16 protein-coding genes are annotated in these 15,606 nt (G+C 58.8%); 9 read left to right on the top strand and 7 right to left on the bottom strand.

The annotated features are described in order from the left end of the window. Positions 1-33 precede the first annotated feature (33 nt). The 7 genes from oxlT to ACYVDM_RS23730 all read left to right on the top strand — a co-directional run bounded on the left by oxlT (position 34) and on the right by ACYVDM_RS23730 (position 8,516). Entirely contained in the window at positions 34-1,347 is a 1,314-nt protein-coding gene (gene oxlT / locus ACYVDM_RS23760) for an oxalate/formate MFS antiporter (protein ID WP_415790278.1), read from the top strand. A 40-nt stretch (positions 1,348-1,387) separates the two neighbouring features. Next, on the top strand, positions 1,388-2,275 hold the full coding sequence (locus ACYVDM_RS23755) for a dioxygenase family protein (RefSeq protein ID WP_415790276.1): 888 nt from the start codon (positions 1,388-1,390) through the stop codon (positions 2,273-2,275). Between the two features lie 52 nt (positions 2,276-2,327). After that, positions 2,328-3,137, top strand: a complete 810-nt coding sequence (locus ACYVDM_RS23750) for a citryl-CoA lyase (protein ID WP_415790274.1) — start codon at positions 2,328-2,330, stop codon at positions 3,135-3,137. Positions 3,138-3,172: 35 nt separating this feature from the next. Continuing rightward, positions 3,173-4,180 (top strand): Bug family tripartite tricarboxylate transporter substrate binding protein, encoded by a 1,008-nt coding sequence (locus tag ACYVDM_RS23745; RefSeq protein WP_415790272.1) that lies wholly within the window; start codon positions 3,173-3,175, stop codon positions 4,178-4,180. A 97-nt stretch (positions 4,181-4,277) separates the two neighbouring features. Next, the gene (locus ACYVDM_RS23740; RefSeq protein ID WP_460475478.1) at positions 4,278-5,408 is read left to right on the top strand and encodes a methyltransferase; all 1,131 of its coding nucleotides are present in this window, start codon (positions 4,278-4,280) and stop codon (positions 5,406-5,408) included. A 92-nt stretch (positions 5,409-5,500) separates the two neighbouring features. Next, the gene (locus ACYVDM_RS23735; RefSeq protein ID WP_415790270.1) at positions 5,501-7,417 is read left to right on the top strand and encodes a bifunctional metallophosphatase/5'-nucleotidase; all 1,917 of its coding nucleotides are present in this window, start codon (positions 5,501-5,503) and stop codon (positions 7,415-7,417) included. Positions 7,418-7,673: 256 nt separating this feature from the next. Next, positions 7,674-8,516, top strand: a complete 843-nt coding sequence (locus ACYVDM_RS23730) for an EamA family transporter (protein WP_415790340.1) — start codon at positions 7,674-7,676, stop codon at positions 8,514-8,516. Here ACYVDM_RS23730 and ACYVDM_RS23725 read toward each other — a convergent pair. Continuing rightward, positions 8,498-8,980, bottom strand: coding sequence for a YajQ family cyclic di-GMP-binding protein (locus tag ACYVDM_RS23725; protein ID WP_415790268.1), 483 nt, complete (start codon positions 8,978-8,980; stop codon positions 8,498-8,500). The genes ACYVDM_RS23730 and ACYVDM_RS23725 overlap by 19 nt on opposite strands. Before the next feature lie 152 nt (positions 8,981-9,132). Between ACYVDM_RS23725 and ACYVDM_RS23720 the strand changes: the two genes are divergently transcribed. Beyond that, complete coding sequence (locus tag ACYVDM_RS23720; RefSeq protein WP_415790266.1) at positions 9,133-9,600, top strand: CopD family protein; 468 nt, start codon at positions 9,133-9,135, stop codon at positions 9,598-9,600. Between the two features lie 81 nt (positions 9,601-9,681). Here ACYVDM_RS23720 and ACYVDM_RS23715 read toward each other — a convergent pair whose 3' ends face one another. The 6 genes from ACYVDM_RS23715 to ACYVDM_RS23690 form a co-directional block, all read right to left on the bottom strand. After that, positions 9,682-10,674, bottom strand: a complete 993-nt coding sequence (locus ACYVDM_RS23715; RefSeq protein WP_415790264.1) for a Bug family tripartite tricarboxylate transporter substrate binding protein — start codon at positions 10,672-10,674, stop codon at positions 9,682-9,684. 35 nt (positions 10,675-10,709) lie between these two features. Further along, positions 10,710-11,939, bottom strand: a complete 1,230-nt coding sequence (locus ACYVDM_RS23710) for a pyridoxal phosphate-dependent aminotransferase (protein WP_415790262.1) — start codon at positions 11,937-11,939, stop codon at positions 10,710-10,712. A gap of 28 nt (positions 11,940-11,967) precedes the next feature. Further along, entirely contained in the window at positions 11,968-12,321 is a 354-nt protein-coding gene (locus ACYVDM_RS23705) for a RidA family protein (protein ID WP_415790260.1), read from the bottom strand. Continuing rightward, positions 12,318-13,241 (bottom strand): NAD(P)-dependent oxidoreductase, encoded by a 924-nt coding sequence (locus ACYVDM_RS23700; RefSeq protein WP_415790258.1) that lies wholly within the window; start codon positions 13,239-13,241, stop codon positions 12,318-12,320. The genes ACYVDM_RS23705 and ACYVDM_RS23700 overlap by 4 nt, the downstream gene beginning before the upstream one ends. 61 nt (positions 13,242-13,302) lie before the next feature. Then, entirely contained in the window at positions 13,303-14,046 is a 744-nt protein-coding gene (locus ACYVDM_RS23695; RefSeq protein ID WP_415790256.1) for a GntR family transcriptional regulator, read from the bottom strand. Then, positions 14,043-14,231 (bottom strand): hypothetical protein, encoded by a 189-nt coding sequence (locus ACYVDM_RS23690; RefSeq protein ID WP_415790254.1) that lies wholly within the window; start codon positions 14,229-14,231, stop codon positions 14,043-14,045. Before ACYVDM_RS23690 ends, ACYVDM_RS23695 begins: the two co-directional genes overlap by 4 nt. A gap of 76 nt (positions 14,232-14,307) precedes the next feature. Between ACYVDM_RS23690 and ACYVDM_RS23685 the strand changes: the two genes are divergently transcribed. Next, a complete protein-coding gene (locus ACYVDM_RS23685; RefSeq protein ID WP_415790252.1) occupies positions 14,308-15,576 on the top strand; it encodes an NAD(P)/FAD-dependent oxidoreductase in 1,269 nt (422 codons plus the stop codon). Positions 15,577-15,606 lie beyond the last annotated feature (30 nt).

Below are 15,606 nucleotides of genomic sequence, written 5' to 3'. Positions count from 1 at the left end.
ATGTTCCTGACAAAATAATTATTGGAGACAACAGTGACTCACGCCTCGACGTCTACACTCGCCCCGACCCCTGCCAGCCCAGCCGGGCTGGATCAAATCAGGACAAGACAACCATGGATCCAGCTCGTACTCGGCATGATTGCCATGATGGCAATCTCCAGCCCTCAGTATGTCTGGGCGCTATTCGTCCAACCGTTCAGAAGCTCGCTTGACGTTTCTCTCTCGGCGCTGCAGGTCACGTTCGCATTATTCAGCATCTTTCAATGCGGAATCGGTCCACTACATGGCGAACTCGCCAGCCGATTCTCATCGCGCACCTTTGCCGCCGCGGGCGGCCTGCTTGTGGGACTCAGCTGGATTAGTTCGGCCTACGTCACCTCGCTTCCGCTCTTGTACATCACATACGGCGTGCTCTCCGGCATCGGTACGGGATGGGTTTATGTCGCCGTGATCGAACTCATGGTGCAGTGGTTTCCGCGTCGTAGAGGGTTCGCCGTCGGCATGGCGGCCGGCTGTTATGGGCTGGGCGCAATTGTCACCACCTTTCCCATCGCGTCAAGCATTCGGAATCACGGTCTGCAAACCACGCTAGTAGTCTTCGGCGTCGTGCTGTCAGCCATCATCGTGTTGGCATCGTTGGGCATGAAACGCGTAACGGCCACGAACCTATCCGAGGAAAACGCCTCACCCACGACAACATCGGCGGCACACTTCAACTCGCGTGAGATGTTGCGCACCCCACTTTTTTGGCTCATGTTTTTCATCATGGCCATGGTTGCCACGGGTGGACTCATGGCCATATCTCAACTGGGGGCACTGGCGACACACTTCGGCATATCCGACACCACACTTGTGTTGGGGATGGCCGCGCTTCCTCTCGCCCTGACCCTGGATCGAGCCGCCAACGGCTTGACGCGGCCTTTTTTTGGCTGGATCTCCGACAGAATCGGTCGGGAGCCGACCATGTTGATCGCATTTCTGATGGAGGCGGCATCCATCCTGCTGCTACTGAAGTTTGGATCAAACCCAGTCGCTTTCGTCGTGCTTTCTGCCGTCGTTTTCTTTGGATGGGGCGAAATCTACTCCTTGTTTCCGTCGCTACAGGCCGACGCGTTCGGAACAAAACATGCAGCAAAAAACTTTGGCTATCTCCTGATCGCTACCGCCGTGGGGTCTATCCTGGGCGGGCCGTTCGCAGCACTGCTGTACGAGAAAACTCAATCCTGGGATCTGATTTTTTATTGCATTGCCGGACTGGATATTCTCGCCGCGCTGCTCGCTCTGTTTGTGCTCAAACCCATGCGCGTGCGTTGGGTCAATAGTGCGCGCCTGGACAGGCAATCATGATTCACATGACCCGGTAAGAAAAAACATCAGGAGAATATCGATGCATCAACAAGAAAGCCTACAACTGACCCAGACGGTCATCGAGCGATTGGCCGACACGCAGGACCCAAGATTCAAGGTCTTGATGACTGTACTGATCACCAAACTGCATGAATTCATCCGCGAAGTCGATTTAACACCGGACGAATGGATGGCCGCGATCGAGTTTCTAACAAAAACAGGCCAAACGTGTACGGAGAAACGCCAAGAATTCATTTTGCTGTCCGACACGCTCGGCGCGTCTATGCAGGTTGTCATGGCCGCGCAAGCCCGTGCCTCGGCCACACCGGTGGTGGCCGCTGCCGCGACAGAAGCCACCGTCCAGGGCCCCTATTATTGGGCCGGTGCGCCTCAGAGAGAAATGGGCAGCAACATTGCACAGGACGTTGCGGGTGAGCCGGCGTATTACGCTGGCCGAGTCACCGACCCACAAGGCAACCCGATGTCCGGCGTGGTCCTGGACGTATGGTCGGGTGACGGCGAAGGAGTCTACGACATGCAAGTCGAGGGACAAACGGAAATGCTGGCGCGAGCACGCTTCGTGACCGATGCGGACGGACGCTATGCGTTCTGGTCGATCCGACCCAGCTACTATCCCATCCCCATGGACGGCCCCGTCGGCGTAATGATCAAGAAAATTGGCCAACACCCGAATCGTCCCGGCCACATCCATTTCAAGCTTTCAGCGCCTGGCTACGTCGATATCACCACCCATTTATTCGTCGCGAATAGTCCTTATATCGACTCCGATGTGGTATTCGGCGTGCGTGACAGCCTGATCGTCGATTTCCATTATCAAAACCCTGGCGCCGCGCCTGACGGTCGGGAAATGGCGACTCCTTATTGGTGCGCGGAATTCGATTTTTGTCTCGCACCTGCGCGAACCTGAGTTCCGAGCGCTCTATTCCCTTCCGGAACGATGCCCAACCTAAGGTAGCCTCATGAAAATCGGCAAAGCAACTATCCCTCATAGTGCAATCTGCACCTCCGACGAACACACCATCGTCGTACGTGGCGAAGACCTGTGCAAGGACCTCATCGGCAAGATTTCCTTCACGGACTATTTCCATTTATTAGTCACAGGCAAACGCCCCTCCCCAGCGGCAACCGCCGTACTGAACGCCACACTTGTCGCCATCGCGGAACATGGCCTTGTCCCTAGCGTCCAGGCCAGCAGGATGACACTTGCCGCGGCCCCGGATGCGCTCCAAGGCGCCGTTGCGGCCGGCATCCTAGGATGTGGCTCCGTCATTCTTGGCGCGTCGGAGAATGCCGGGCGACTTTTCGTCGACATTCAAGATCGCCAGGCTAGCGGCGCGACGCTGGAGGCCGCCGTACAGGCAGAGCTGCAAGCGCTTCACGCTGCCCGCAAAGCCATTCCAGGCTATGGGCATCCACTACATAAAACGCGAGATCCACGCGTCGCGAGACTACTCGACGTCGCCCGGATCAGTGGCGCCGATCTCAGCTACATTGCTATTGCGGAAGAAATAGAAAAACAAATACCCGCCATCATCGGCAAGGATCTTCGGCTCAACGTCTCCGCGGCGATCCCCGCCGTGCTCTTGGGCGTGGGCTTTCCGCTTGCAGCATTAAAGGGCGTTCCGATTCTGGCTAGGACAGCGGGCTTGATCGCGCATCTCAACGAAGAACTACAACAGTCCATCGGATTTGCGCTGTCCTATCAGGCGACTCGGGAACTGAAGTACGACGGAGAATTCCCCGCTGGCTTTGGTTCAGATCAATCGTAAACACCACTTATAACAAAAACCCAGGATGAGACATCATGCCAACTATTTTCCATCAGACTCGATTCATGACATTGCGATGCAAAGCGGCGGCGCTGACAGTAGGCGTTTGCCTGTTTAGCATGTTCTCCAGTCCCGTTCACGCCCAGGACTACCCCACGCAATCCATCAGAATGATCGTCCCCTTTGGCCCCGGGACATCCACCGACACCGTCGCACGTGTCATGGCCAATGCGATGTCTGAGTCGCTGGGGCAATCCATCATCGTTGAAAACAAAGCCGGCGCGGGTGGCACGATCGGCACGGAACAGGTGGCTCGTTCCCCTGCGGACGGCTATACCATCCTGATGGGAACCGTCGGTACCCATGCGATCAACAAGACCCTTTACAAGAAACTCGGCTACGACCCGATAAAAGATTTTGTGCCCATCGGACTGGTAGGCCAGACCCCTACGCTACTGATCGTCAAAGCGGATTCGCCGTTTCAATCGCTCGAGGATCTTGCCGTCGCTGCCTCAAAGCCTGGAGGTATCAGCTTTGGATCTGCCGGAAATGGTACATCGGGGCATCTCGCCGGTGAACTATTGAAAGCGCGTCTGGGTGGCGAGATGACACATGTCCCCTATAAAGAAGGAGGCATGGCCGTCACAGACGTCATCTCAGGACAAACGCAGTTCATGTTCTATCACCCAGCCGCAACCCTGCCCCATATCAAGTCTGGCAAGCTCAGAGCACTGGGCGTCTCAAGCGCGACGCGAAGCACCTCCACCCCCGAGACACCAACGATTGCCGAGCAAATAGACGGAGAGTTCGATTTGGTCGCCTGGTTCATGATTTACGCGCCGGCCTCCACGCCCGCACCGGCGGTCAACGCATTGCAAAAGGCTCTTCACACAGCGCTTTCCACCCAGGCCGTCAAGACGAAGCTCAGTAGCCAAGGGGTAGAACAACGCGATCTGGCCACCACCGACTTGAACAAATTCTCCCAGGATGAAATCGTCAAATGGGCAGAGCTCGTTAAACAATCTGGTGCCCAGATAGATTAGTTGCCCACGCTCGCCGCGTTATTCGGGCCAAGCGTCTCGAGACCCTGCTTGTCCTGGAAACTGCTACATTGCGAGGCATTCACTCTTTGCTATGCCCATGCCTGCTTTACCCCTCGTTCATTGGACCGAATCCGGCCAGCCGCACAGTGCCCTCTGGCGCTCTGAATCCGCAGCCCCGCCGCCGGGGCGCATTCAGATTGCCGACGACAAGCTATCGGCGGATGCCGCGTATCGGCTGATCTGCGAGGGTACGCAGTTGCTCTGGCGCGGAGATTTTCATAACGCACGGCAGTTATTGCAGGCGCTGGCTCGGCGGATTGATAAAAAACCTCGCAAACCCGCCGCTACACCACTGGACGCCTTTAATCGTCATCGGCAGGCGCAATCGCAACGCGCACGCCTGTTGGGCAGCGTCCTGGTCCCCTTTGATTCAGATCATCAAGTGACGTTGCGTCGGGCACCTGACGTGCAACAAGCCTGCCTCGAGGCCTATGGGCCGTCATCCGGTCCCTACCTTGCCTCATTACGGGAACTGCAGGGCATTATCGGCGCGCACGAATGGCGCAAAAAAGGGGTGCAGATCCCCGCGTTGAATGCGCGTATTCATCCGCACTATGGCGTGTTTTCGCCGGTACGAGGGGAATACATCGATCTGGTCGCGCGCGCGCCCTTGCCGGGGGGCCACCCGGCGTTGGCCTACGACATTGGCACAGGCACCGGCGTCCTGGCGGCCGTGTTGGCGCAGCGCGGCGTCGATCATGTCATTGCGACAGACCAGGATCCGCGCGCCCTCCATTGCGCACAGGAAAACCTGAACCGCCTGGGCCTGCAAGCCCATGTCGAACTACGTCAGGCTGACCTTTTCCCGGACGGACAGTCCCCCCTGATCGTCTGCAACCCGCCCTGGCTCCCCGCGCGCCCCAGCGCACCCGTGGAATACGCCATCTACGACCCGGACAGCCGCATGCTGCGCGGGTTCTTGCAAGGCCTGCGTGCACACCTGCTGTCAGACGGCGAAGGCTGGTTGATCTTGTCGGATCTGGCCGAGCACCTTGGGTTACGCCAGCCCGGTGAACTGGCATCTCACATCGCGCAGGCCGGCCTGCGCGTCATCGATCGGCTCGACGCACGTCCGACACACGGCCGTGCCACGGATCCGACTGACCCGTTGCACATGGCACGAGCCGCGGAAATCACCTCGTTGTGGCGACTTGCCATCGCCAACTGACAAACGAGTCATCGCATCGTCATAGAGTATTCATTCCACGGTCATCTGCATCCTCAATCATGCCGTTTCCTGGTGACATATTATGAAACGCTATGAAAAACTGGAAGAGGAATACCCAAGTACTAGTGCTCAGCAGCTTGGCGCTGCTAGCCGGTTGTAGTAATAGCAACGACGATGACGATGACGACTCACCTCCCCCGCCCGCCGTCAGCCGGGCAATGGATTTGACGATTCTGCACGTCAACGATCACCACTCGAATCTCGACAGCAAGAGCAAAACCCTGCAGCTCAAGAATGCCAGCGGGACAGCGACCGATGTTGCGGTTGACGCCGGAGGCTTCCCTCGTGTGACCGCGGCCATCAACGAATTGGCCGCGGAATCCCCCAACGTGCTCAAACTGCACGCGGGCGACGCCATGACGGGCACGCTGTACTTCAACCGCGCAGGCGAGGCAGGCGAAGCCGATGCCGCCATGATGAATACGGTGTGCTTTGACGCCATGACGCTCGGCAACCACGAGTTCGACAAGGGCGACGACGGCCTGTATCAGTTCATCGAGTTCCTGCACGCCGGGTCCTGCCAAACCCCGCTGCTCAGCGCGAACGTCAGCTTTGGCCCCGACTCTGCGTTGAACCCCGCCAAGGCACCGGACTGGGTACAGCCCTCGATCACGGTCCAGCGCGATGGCCAGTCCATCGGCCTGATCGGTTTGACGATCGCGGACAAAACCCAGCAGTCCTCCAGCCCCACGCCGGGCACGACGTTTTCCGACGAAACCGAAGCCGCTCAACAGCAGATTGATGCGTTACGCGACCAAGGCGTCAACAAAATCGTTGTGATGAGCCATATCGGCTATGGGTACGACCAGGAAGTAGCCGCCAACCTGAGCGGCGTAGACGTTATCGTTGGCGGCGACTCGCACAGCTTGCTGGGCCCCGACTCGATGGCCGACTACGGCATCGGCACGCCGGCGGGAGCCTATCCCACCAGGCTGACCGATAAAGACGGCAAGCGCGTCTGCGTCGTGCAGGCCTGGGAATACGCCCAAGTCGTCGGGGAACTGAAAGTCAGCTTTGACGAAAATGGTGACGTCACCGCTTGCGAGGGTCGCCCGCATGTGCTGATCGGCGAGACGCTGACCGTGGGCGGCACCGCGCCCAACCCTGCCGACGAAGCCGCCATGCAGGCCGACATCGAGGCAAGCAGCACGCTGCGCGTGCAGGCCCCCGATGCCAACGCCGTCGCCACCCTGGAACCGTTCAAAGAACAAGTGGACGTCTACAGCCGCAGCGTTGTGGCATCCGTACCGCAAGAACTCTGCTCGCGACGTGTCCCGGGCGGTCCCGGCTCGGTGGACTATGGTCGCTCCAGCGCCCAATGCAATGCCGAAGGCAGCGTTAACGCCCGCGGTGGAGACATTCAGCAACTGGTCGCCCAAGCCTATCTCGAGGTCGCCAATGCCCAGTACGGTGGCGCGGACATCTCGCTGCAAAGTGGCGGCGGTGTGCGTATCCCGCTGCAAGGCAACGTGACGGCAGCCAACGTCATCGAAGTCTTGCCCTTCGGCAACATGCTGTGGCGCCTGGACATCACGGGCGAAGAAGTCCTCGGCATGCTGGAAGACGGCCTGGAAGCCGTCTACGGTCCAACCGGCTCGACGGGTCCGTACCCCTACGCCGGCGGCTTGCGTTTTGAGGTGGACAGCCTGGCATCCAAAGGCAATCGCGTCTCCAACGTGGAAGTGTTCGATTCCGCCACCAACAGCTGGCAAGCCCTGAATCCTGCCCGCAGCTACAAGCTCTTTGTCCTGAGCTTCAATGCGACGGGTGGCGATGGCTACACCACACTGGCCAACGTACCCGCCGACCGCCGCCAAGACATTGGCGTGCTGGATGCCGACGTGCTGCAAACCTACATCGACATGCAAACCAAGGACGTCAACACGAACCTGCCGGTTCTGAAGCGTCTGCCGGTCGAGCTGTACAGCACCAAGCGCCTCGTAGAGTAAGAGCCAGGCTCACCCCAACGGCGCCGCGAGGTCATGACCTCGCGGCGCCGTTGGCATTCAGGGCCGACCGAATACCGCCTAAGCCGATCGAAGGCCTCCTGCTCCTCCAAAAAGGCGCGTGCAGGTAAGAGCGCGAGGTACCGTAGAATGGGCGCCTGCTGGCCGTCCAGCGCCTGATCTCACGCAGTTTATGTCTACGCCCACCGCGCAATCGCCCGCCATCTCGTTCTATCCCGTCTTGCTGCTGATAGTGGCCATGCTGTCGTTGCAAGGAGGAGCCGCCCTGGCCAAGACGTTGTTCCCCGCGGTCGGGGCACAGGGCACCGCCGCGCTGCGGCTCTTTCTCTCGGCGTTGCTCCTGCTGGTCTATTTCCGGCCGTGGCGCGTACGCATGACCGCGTCAGGGTGGCGTCTCGTAGCGGCCTACGGGGTATCGCTTGGCACCATGAACTTGCTGTTTTATATGGCGCTAAACACCATCCCGCTAGGGATCGCAGTCGCGCTGGAATTCACCGGCCCACTGGCGGTGGCGCTGCTGTCATCACGCCGACTGATTGATTTTGCCTGGATCACCCTGGCGGTGGCAGGCATTTTGCTGCTCATCCCGCATGGTGCCGACGTCGACACCCTGGACCCCGTCGGCGTATTGTTTGCACTGGCGGCCGGGCTATGCTGGGCGCTGTATATCGTGTTGGGTCGCCGGGCAGGTATGCACCTGGGCACACAGACCATCGCGCTGGCGACGAGCGTCGCCGCCCTGTTCGTGTTGCCCATCGGACTGGCGCACGCCGGCACGGCCCTGTTTTCCCTGGACATCCTGCCCTGGGCGATTGGCGTCGCGGTGCTCTCCAGCGCCTTACCATATGCGCTGGAAATCAGCGTGTTGCGCCGCATGCCGGTCCGGGTGTTCGGCACGCTACTCAGCCTGGAGCCCGTCTTTGGCGCCATTTCGGGGCTGATGTTTCTGGGCGAGACGCTGTCGCTGACGCAATACGCGGCGATTATTGCCATCGTCGCGGCATCCGCCGGCATCACCTTTGGCAATCGCCCCTCAATCAAAAAGCCCAGCAAGCGAAAAAGTCAGTCCCGGAAGTTCTGATACTGCAGCGGCAAGTCCACATCCGTCTTGCGCAGCAGTGCAATGGCCTCTTGCAGATCATCTCGCTTTTTGCCGCTGATGCGCAGTTTGTCGCCGTTGATCTGGCACTCGACCTTGAGCTTTGCGGCCTTGATCGCGGCGATCAGTTTCTTGGCAATGGGCTGCTCGATCCCTTCGCGTACGGTGACTTTCTGACGGGCGCCACCCAGGTTTTCGAGGGGGTCTGCGACCTCCAGGCAACGTACATCAATACTGCGCGCCGATAAACGGCCACGCAAAATGTCCAGCATCTGCTTTAACTGGAACGCACTGGGCGCGATCTGCGTGACCACAAAACCTTCGAGCTCAAACTTGGCGTCAGTGCCCTTGAAATCAAAGCGGGTCGCCAATTCGCGGTTGGCTTGATCCAACGCGTTGCTGAGTTCGTGCTTGTCTACTTCGGAAACCACGTCAAAACTGGGCATGGTCAAAACCTATGAAAAAAGAGTCAATCAAGGGTAGCCGAATCCATAAAAGGTCCGCCATCCGTACAGAGTATGCAGTGTAAGTCGATTCACGGCGATATGATGCCTATTGAACGGTGCCTCTCCGACACCACACTACAGGAAATTCTGCCATGTTTTACAGCGTTCTAAAGCTCGTGCACATTCTGGCCATCGTGCTGTGGGTGGGCGGAATGATTTTTGCACACTGTTTTCTGCGGCCCGCCGTCGCCGCCCTCGAGCCTCCCCAACGGCTGCGTCTGATGCAAGACGTGCTGGGCCGCTTTCTGAACGCCGTGCTCGGTGCAGTATTGATCGTGATTGTCAGCGGCGCGTGGATGATCGGTGGCGCCGCCCGCCAAGTCTCGGAATCCGGTGGCACCTTTCAAATGCCCCACGCCTGGATCGGCATGACAGTGCTGGGTGTCGTCATGGCGGCCATTTTTGGACACATCCGCTTTGCGCTCTACCCGCGCCTGCGCCGCGCAGTACAAGCCAGTGAATGGCCCGCGGGCGGTGCCGCCGTGGCATCCATCAAAACCTGGGTGATTATTAATCTGGCACTGGGCTTGCTGACCATCGCTCTTATCGTGCTGGGCTGAAAACGACCCATCTCAATGCACAAAGCCTGTCCGCGACATCACGGACAGGCTCTGTCATCGACCGGTCAATACATCGGGCGTTTAGTCCACCTTCGCGCCTGACATTTCGACAACCTTGGCCCAACGCGCGATATCCGCCTTGTGCACACGCTCGAACGCGGCCGGGCTAGGATCTGCCGGCGGCGTGATGCCTTGCGTATCGATCAGCCAGCGCTTGAATTCGGGCTTGGTGATCTCCGTGATCACCGCGTCACTCATGCGCTTTTGGATGTCAGCGGGCAACTTGGCCGGCCCAAACAGCCCATACCACGTGCTGCTCTCATAGCCGGCCAATCCACAACCTTCGGCTACCGACGGCACACCCGGCAGCGCTTCGATCGGTTTGGAGACCGTCACCCCGAGCGCGCGCACCTGACCCGAGTTCACGGCTGCGATACTGGGCGCGCTTTGATTAAAGAAAAAATCGACTTCACCCGACAGCAACGCCGTCATCGCCGGCCCTTGCCCACGGTATGGCACATGCACGATGTCGACGTCGGCCATCTGCGTAAACAGCGCCCCCGCCAAGTGACCTGACGCCCCATTCCCGGTCGATGAGTAATTCATCTTTCCCGGATTTTTGCGAGCCAGCGCCAGCAGGTCTTTGCAGGTTTTGATGTCGGGATGCTTTTTCGGATTGATCAGCAAGACGTTGGGCACATCTCCCAGCAACGCAATGTGCGTAAAGTCGTTCCAGACATCAAAGGACAGCGTTTTGTATAGCGAGGCGTTGATGGCATGCGTCCCGGCCGTGCCGAACAAAAAAGTATAGCCATCCGGCGCCGATCGGGCGACGGCATCCGAGGCCACATTGCCACCGGCCCCGGTGCGGTTTTCCGCCACGATGGGCACACCCAATGTTTCCGTCAGGCCTTGTCCCAACTTGCGGGTGTACAAGTCTGTCCCTGCGCCAGTCGGAAACCCGCCAACGATCGTAATGGCGCGTGTGGGCCATTTAGTGTCTTGCGCCATCGCCGGCATCGCGGCCGCCAATGTCGCGGCCGCCAGCGCGGTCATACTCAAAATACGCCTCATGATTATTCCCCTTGTGAAGTGCGTACGGTGAAACATTAATTCAGTTGTTCAACAGCCTTGGCAATGCGTTGCAATGCTGTCTGCAACTGAGCTTGTGAGGTGGCATAGCTAATACGGAAATACGGCGCCAAGCCAAAGATCGTGCCCGGCACCACCGCCACATCATGGTCCTGCAACAAGTATTCGCAAAAATCCTCATCCGTCTCCAGGCGCTTGCCCTTGGGCGTGGTCCGCCCGATCACGCCCGCGCAACTGGCGTACGTATAAAAAGCCCCTTCGGGACGACGGCAACTCAAGCCCTCGATGGCATTCAATCCGTCCACAACCAGATCTCGACGAACCTGGAACGACTGTTGGCGCTCAGCCAACACGTCTTGCGGTCCATCCAACGCCTCGATCGCCGCGGCCTGGCTGATGGAGCACGGGTTCGACGTGCTTTGGCTTTGCACCACGGCCATGGCGCCGATCAATTCCTTCGGTCCACCGGCATAGCCCAACCGCCAACCGGTCATCGCATAGGCTTTCGATAGCCCATTAATCGTCAGGGTGCGTGGCTTCAGGCGCGGCTCGACCTGCGCCATTGTCTTGAAGACGAAATCGCCATAAACCAGATGCTCGTAAATATCGTCGGCCATTACCCATACGTGTGGGTGGCGCAGCAACACCTCGGCCAAGGCCAGCAAATCCGCCTCGCCATAGGCCGCGCCCGTCGGATTGGACGGCGAGTTCAACATCACCCAGCGCGTACGCGGCGTAATCGCACGCTCGAGATCGGCCGCGGTCATACGAAAACCGTTCGCCTCCCGACACGCGACCTCGACCGTCTTGCCGCCAGCGATGGCAATCATGTCGGCGTAAGACGTCCAGTACGGTACGCCCACGATGACCTCATCGCCCTCGTCCAGCGTCGCCATCAACGCATTGTGAATCACCTGCTTGGCGCCGGCGCCCGCATTGATTTCGTCCGGGCCATAGGTCAAACCGTTTTCACGCTCGAACTTGCGCGCAATGGCCGCCTTGAGCTCCACCGTGCCATCGAGCAACGTGTATTTTGTCTGACCGGCATGAATCGCGCGAATCGCCGCCTCTTTCACGTTATCCGGCGTATCAAAATCGGGCTCCCCTGCCCCCAACACAATGACGTCGCGCCCTTCGCGCTTGAGTTGTGCGGCACGCGCCCCAATACGCAAGATGCCTGACACCGCAATTCGAGAGATACGACTGGCACGGCGAAACGCCGGCGCCTGAGAATGATCGGTAGACATACTGATTCTTTAACCTTAAAAAATCGATTTATACGGCTGCGGTGACCATGATTTCAACCAGGATATCCGGTGCGGCCAGCTCAATCGCCCCGCAACAGCGCGCTGGCGCCTGACCCTGCACGATCCAGGCATCATAGACCTCGTTCATCGCCTGAAAATCCGTCATATGCTGCAGCCAGATCGTGACATTCAATAGCTTGGACTTGTCCGTGCCCGAAGCCGCCAGCATCTCATCAACCTTGGCCAACACTTGGCGTGTCTGTCCGGCGGCATCGGCGCTGCGGTCATCGGCGGTATGACCTGCCAGATAAACCGTGCCGTTATGGATCACTGCGCGCGAACGACGCGCATTCTGGTCCAGACGGGTAATCGTGGCGCTCATTGTTGCACCCCTTTGCCCGAGATGCGGCGGCAATGATTCAATGCGGATTGAATCAAATTGTCGCTGGCCTCCGGTGTGCGAAATGCCGAATGCGCCGACAGCGTCACGTTTTCCAGCTTGGTCAACGGATGATCCTTGGGCATCGGCTCGGTCACGAACACGTCCAGGCCCGCGTGAGCCAATTTGCCCGATTGCAGGGCTTCGATCATGGCGTCTTCATCCACCACCGCACCGCGCGCCGTGTTGATGAGAATCGCGCCGTCACGCATACCAGCAATCCGTTCGCGCGAGATCATGCCACGCGTCTCGTCCGTCAACAACAGATGCAGCGACACCACATGGCTGTTGGCCAACACCTCTTCCAACGCCACGAAACGTACGCCCGGGTGCGTTTTCGGGGTGCGGTTCCAGGCAATGACCTCCATGCCAACGCCTTTGGCCAGTCGCGCGACTTCAGCCGCGATACCGCCAAAACCGATCAAGCCCAAGGTTTTGCCTGTCAATTGCAGCGCATCGCTGCGCAACCAGTTGCCGGCACGCATCTCACGATCCATATGGCCAAAGCTCTTGGCCGACGCCCACATCAGCGCAAATGCGCATTCGGCCACGGCCGTATCGCCATAGCCCTTGATGATGTGTACATCGATGCCGATCTCGGCCAACTCCTCCGGGTTCATATACGAACGCGGTCCCGTGCCCAGAAACACCACATGCTTCAAGCCTTTGCATTGACGCGCGATATCGGTAGGCAAATGGGTATGGTCAATAATGACGATCTCCGCATCGCCCAACACGGCCGGCAATTGATCGGACGTGATATCGGGTTGGCGGTTGATGATCAACTCCAGATCATCGGCGCGGTGCAAGCGCTCGGCCACAGCCGCCAAAGTGGGATTCGCATCAACAAAAATAGCTTTCATGAGAAAAACATCCTAAGTAAGCGTTAAATCGACAATCAGAAATAAGAACAAAGATAAAAACTCACAAGACCGCAGAGTCCCCGTCCGCCTCTGTAAAGCGGGACTCGGCATACTCGGCCAAGGCATTGCCCGTATAAATCTCGGCGTAGCCTGCACGCGTCAGCTCGACCACATGATCCAGGTGTTTCTCGATATGCTGGCTCATCAACGCATGTACGATGGCTTGATCACGAGTCTGCAAAGCACGCACGATTTCAGGGTGATCATTGCGCGTCTCAGTGCGACGCACTCTCAGATCGATCCAGCGTGGAAAACGCAGGCGCTCGTTGATCGAACGTACAGATCGCAGGAACTCCGGATTGCCCGTCAGCCCTGCCAAGTGCTCATGAAACGCCTCATCACGCGACAACAATTTCAACGCCTGCGCATCGGTATCCGGCTCATCGCGGCTATCGTCGACCAATCGGGCCAGATCCGCCAACTCTTGATCGGTCGCCCGCGCACAGACGAGTCGCACCACGCCCAGTTCAACCGTTGCCCGGTACTCATACAAGGCCATTAATTGCTTGGCATCCAGCGCCCTGACGGTATAGCCACGGTTGGGCGTCGCCACCAGAAAACCCTCGGCCGCGATGCGATTCAACGCCTCGCGCACCGGCGTACGGCTCACCCCCAGCTGACGCGCCAACTCAAGCTCACTGACCTTGTCTCCCGGCCGCAAACGAAAAGTCGTCGCCATGGCCTTGATCCGATCGTAGACATGGCTGGCGGGAAGAGAACGAGCACCGGAAATTTCAGAGGTCATACATCAATATCAATAAAATCACGCTGCCACCACTGCAGGCAAAGACATGCCATGCGGATGGGCGAGGCAACCCCATGCCTATCTGCACACTGATTGGCATACACATATTGAATATTATCTTGTATACAGTCAAGTGCTATGCTTTTATTACCCGAAAATGACGCATTGGCATCAGGGATATCCATGACCTTGCGCCGCATACGCGCCCTATAACGGCCTTAGGGGCCCATCCCATGTGCACGATTTCACGCTAGCAACACAATGAGCACAGACCAGCATATCGTTATCATTGGGGCAGGCGCAGTCGGCGCCGCTACCGCCGTTCAGGCGCTAAACGCAGGGTTACGCGTCACATTGATCGAGCCAGACTCCCCAGGCGGCCCTCAGGCCTCCAGTTATGGGAATGCCGGCTGGCTATCTTCACACTCTGTTCTGCCGCCGGCCTCGCCGGGTGTCTGGAAAAACCTGCCAAGGTGGCTGAAGGATCCTCTAGGACCTTTGGCTATCCGCTGGAACTATCTGCCGCGGGCCATTCCCTGGCTCGTTCGTTATCTAGCCTCGGCCTGGACTTGGCCTCGTGTCGAACACACCGCCCACGCCCTGCGTTCACTCTTGGCGGGCGCCCCAGCCCTGCATCAGGCACTAGCGGCGCAAGCCGGAGTACCCCATCTGATCGAACAACGCGGCTTGCTGCACGCCTATCTATCGGAGCAACACTTTCGTGCCGACAGTCGTGCCTGGGAGATTCGCCGCAACGAAGGGATTCAATGGGAAGAGCTGGATAACGACGCACTTCATGCACTGGAGCCCGATTTACATCCTCGCTATACCTTTGGTGTCCTCGTGCCCGAAACGGGCCACTGCCGGAACCCCGGTGCCTACGTCGCCGCTCTGGTTCAACTGGCCCAGTCATTAGGGGCCGATCTCCGTCGCACGCGCGCGACGGGCTTCGACATTCGGGCGGGAAAGCTACGCGCTGTGCATACGCTCGACGGCGATATCCCCTGCGATAAAGCCGTTATCGCGACCGGGATGCGCTCGCGCGAGCTGGCTCGCCAGGCAGGCGACCGCGTACCGCTTGCCGCCGAACGTGGCTATCACGCCGTCATTACGCAACCCGAAGGCGCGCCGCGTGTTTCCACGATGCTGGCCGACTGCAGGGTCGTGGTCAACAACATGGAAACCGGTCTGCGCGTGGCAGGCCAAGTCGAAATCGCCGATATTGACGCCGCACCGAATTGGCAGCGAGCACATATCCTGCGAGACCTGCTCGTCTCGATTTACCCGGCTCTCCCCGCCAAACCCGCAGAAGACCGCGTCGATTACTGGCAAGGTTCTCGCCCCAGCATGCCGGACGGCTTGCCCTGCATTGGCCCCGCATCGGCCAGCAAAGATATTGTGCACGCCTATGGCCACGGACACGTCGGCCTCGTCGGATCGGCTCGCACAGGAGAGCTCGTTGTACAGCTTCTTCAAAACCATAGCCCGACGATTTCGCTCGAACCATTCAGCCCCCGTCGGTTCGCCTGAGCTCACCTCACTCATTCTGTAGGAAACCCG

The organism is Bordetella tumulicola (assembly GCF_054779135.1).
Note: the sequence above shows the minus strand (reverse complement) of the source record. Positions and strands in the feature narration are given on the sequence as shown.

Bases quoted from the DNA above. Each gene is read 5' to 3' on its own strand.
- ACYVDM_RS23730 (WP_415790340.1), top strand. From the start codon at position 7,674: ATGCTGTCGTTGCAAGGAGGAGCCGCCCTGGCCAAGACGTTGTTCCCC.
- ACYVDM_RS23690 (WP_415790254.1), bottom strand. From the start codon at position 14,231: ATGGATATCCCTGATGCCAATGCGTCATTTTCGGGTAATAAAAGCATA.
- ACYVDM_RS23705 (WP_415790260.1), bottom strand. From the start codon at position 12,321: ATGAGCGCCACGATTACCCGTCTGGACCAGAATGCGCGTCGTTCGCGC.
- ACYVDM_RS23685 (WP_415790252.1), top strand. From the start codon at position 14,308: ATGAGCACAGACCAGCATATCGTTATCATTGGGGCAGGCGCAGTCGGC.
- ACYVDM_RS23715 (WP_415790264.1), bottom strand. From the start codon at position 10,674: ATGAGGCGTATTTTGAGTATGACCGCGCTGGCGGCCGCGACATTGGCG.
- ACYVDM_RS23720 (WP_415790266.1), top strand. From the start codon at position 9,133: ATGTTTTACAGCGTTCTAAAGCTCGTGCACATTCTGGCCATCGTGCTG.
- ACYVDM_RS23735 (WP_415790270.1), top strand. From the start codon at position 5,501: ATGAAAAACTGGAAGAGGAATACCCAAGTACTAGTGCTCAGCAGCTTG.
- ACYVDM_RS23745 (WP_415790272.1), top strand. From the start codon at position 3,173: ATGCCAACTATTTTCCATCAGACTCGATTCATGACATTGCGATGCAAA.
- ACYVDM_RS23710 (WP_415790262.1), bottom strand. From the start codon at position 11,939: ATGTCTACCGATCATTCTCAGGCGCCGGCGTTTCGCCGTGCCAGTCGT.
- ACYVDM_RS23740 (WP_460475478.1), top strand. From the start codon at position 4,278: ATGCCTGCTTTACCCCTCGTTCATTGGACCGAATCCGGCCAGCCGCAC.
- ACYVDM_RS23695 (WP_415790256.1), bottom strand. From the start codon at position 14,046: ATGACCTCTGAAATTTCCGGTGCTCGTTCTCTTCCCGCCAGCCATGTC.
- ACYVDM_RS23700 (WP_415790258.1), bottom strand. From the start codon at position 13,241: ATGAAAGCTATTTTTGTTGATGCGAATCCCACTTTGGCGGCTGTGGCC.
- ACYVDM_RS23725 (WP_415790268.1), bottom strand. From the start codon at position 8,980: ATGCCCAGTTTTGACGTGGTTTCCGAAGTAGACAAGCACGAACTCAGC.
- ACYVDM_RS23755 (WP_415790276.1), top strand. From the start codon at position 1,388: ATGCATCAACAAGAAAGCCTACAACTGACCCAGACGGTCATCGAGCGA.
- ACYVDM_RS23750 (WP_415790274.1), top strand. From the start codon at position 2,328: ATGAAAATCGGCAAAGCAACTATCCCTCATAGTGCAATCTGCACCTCC.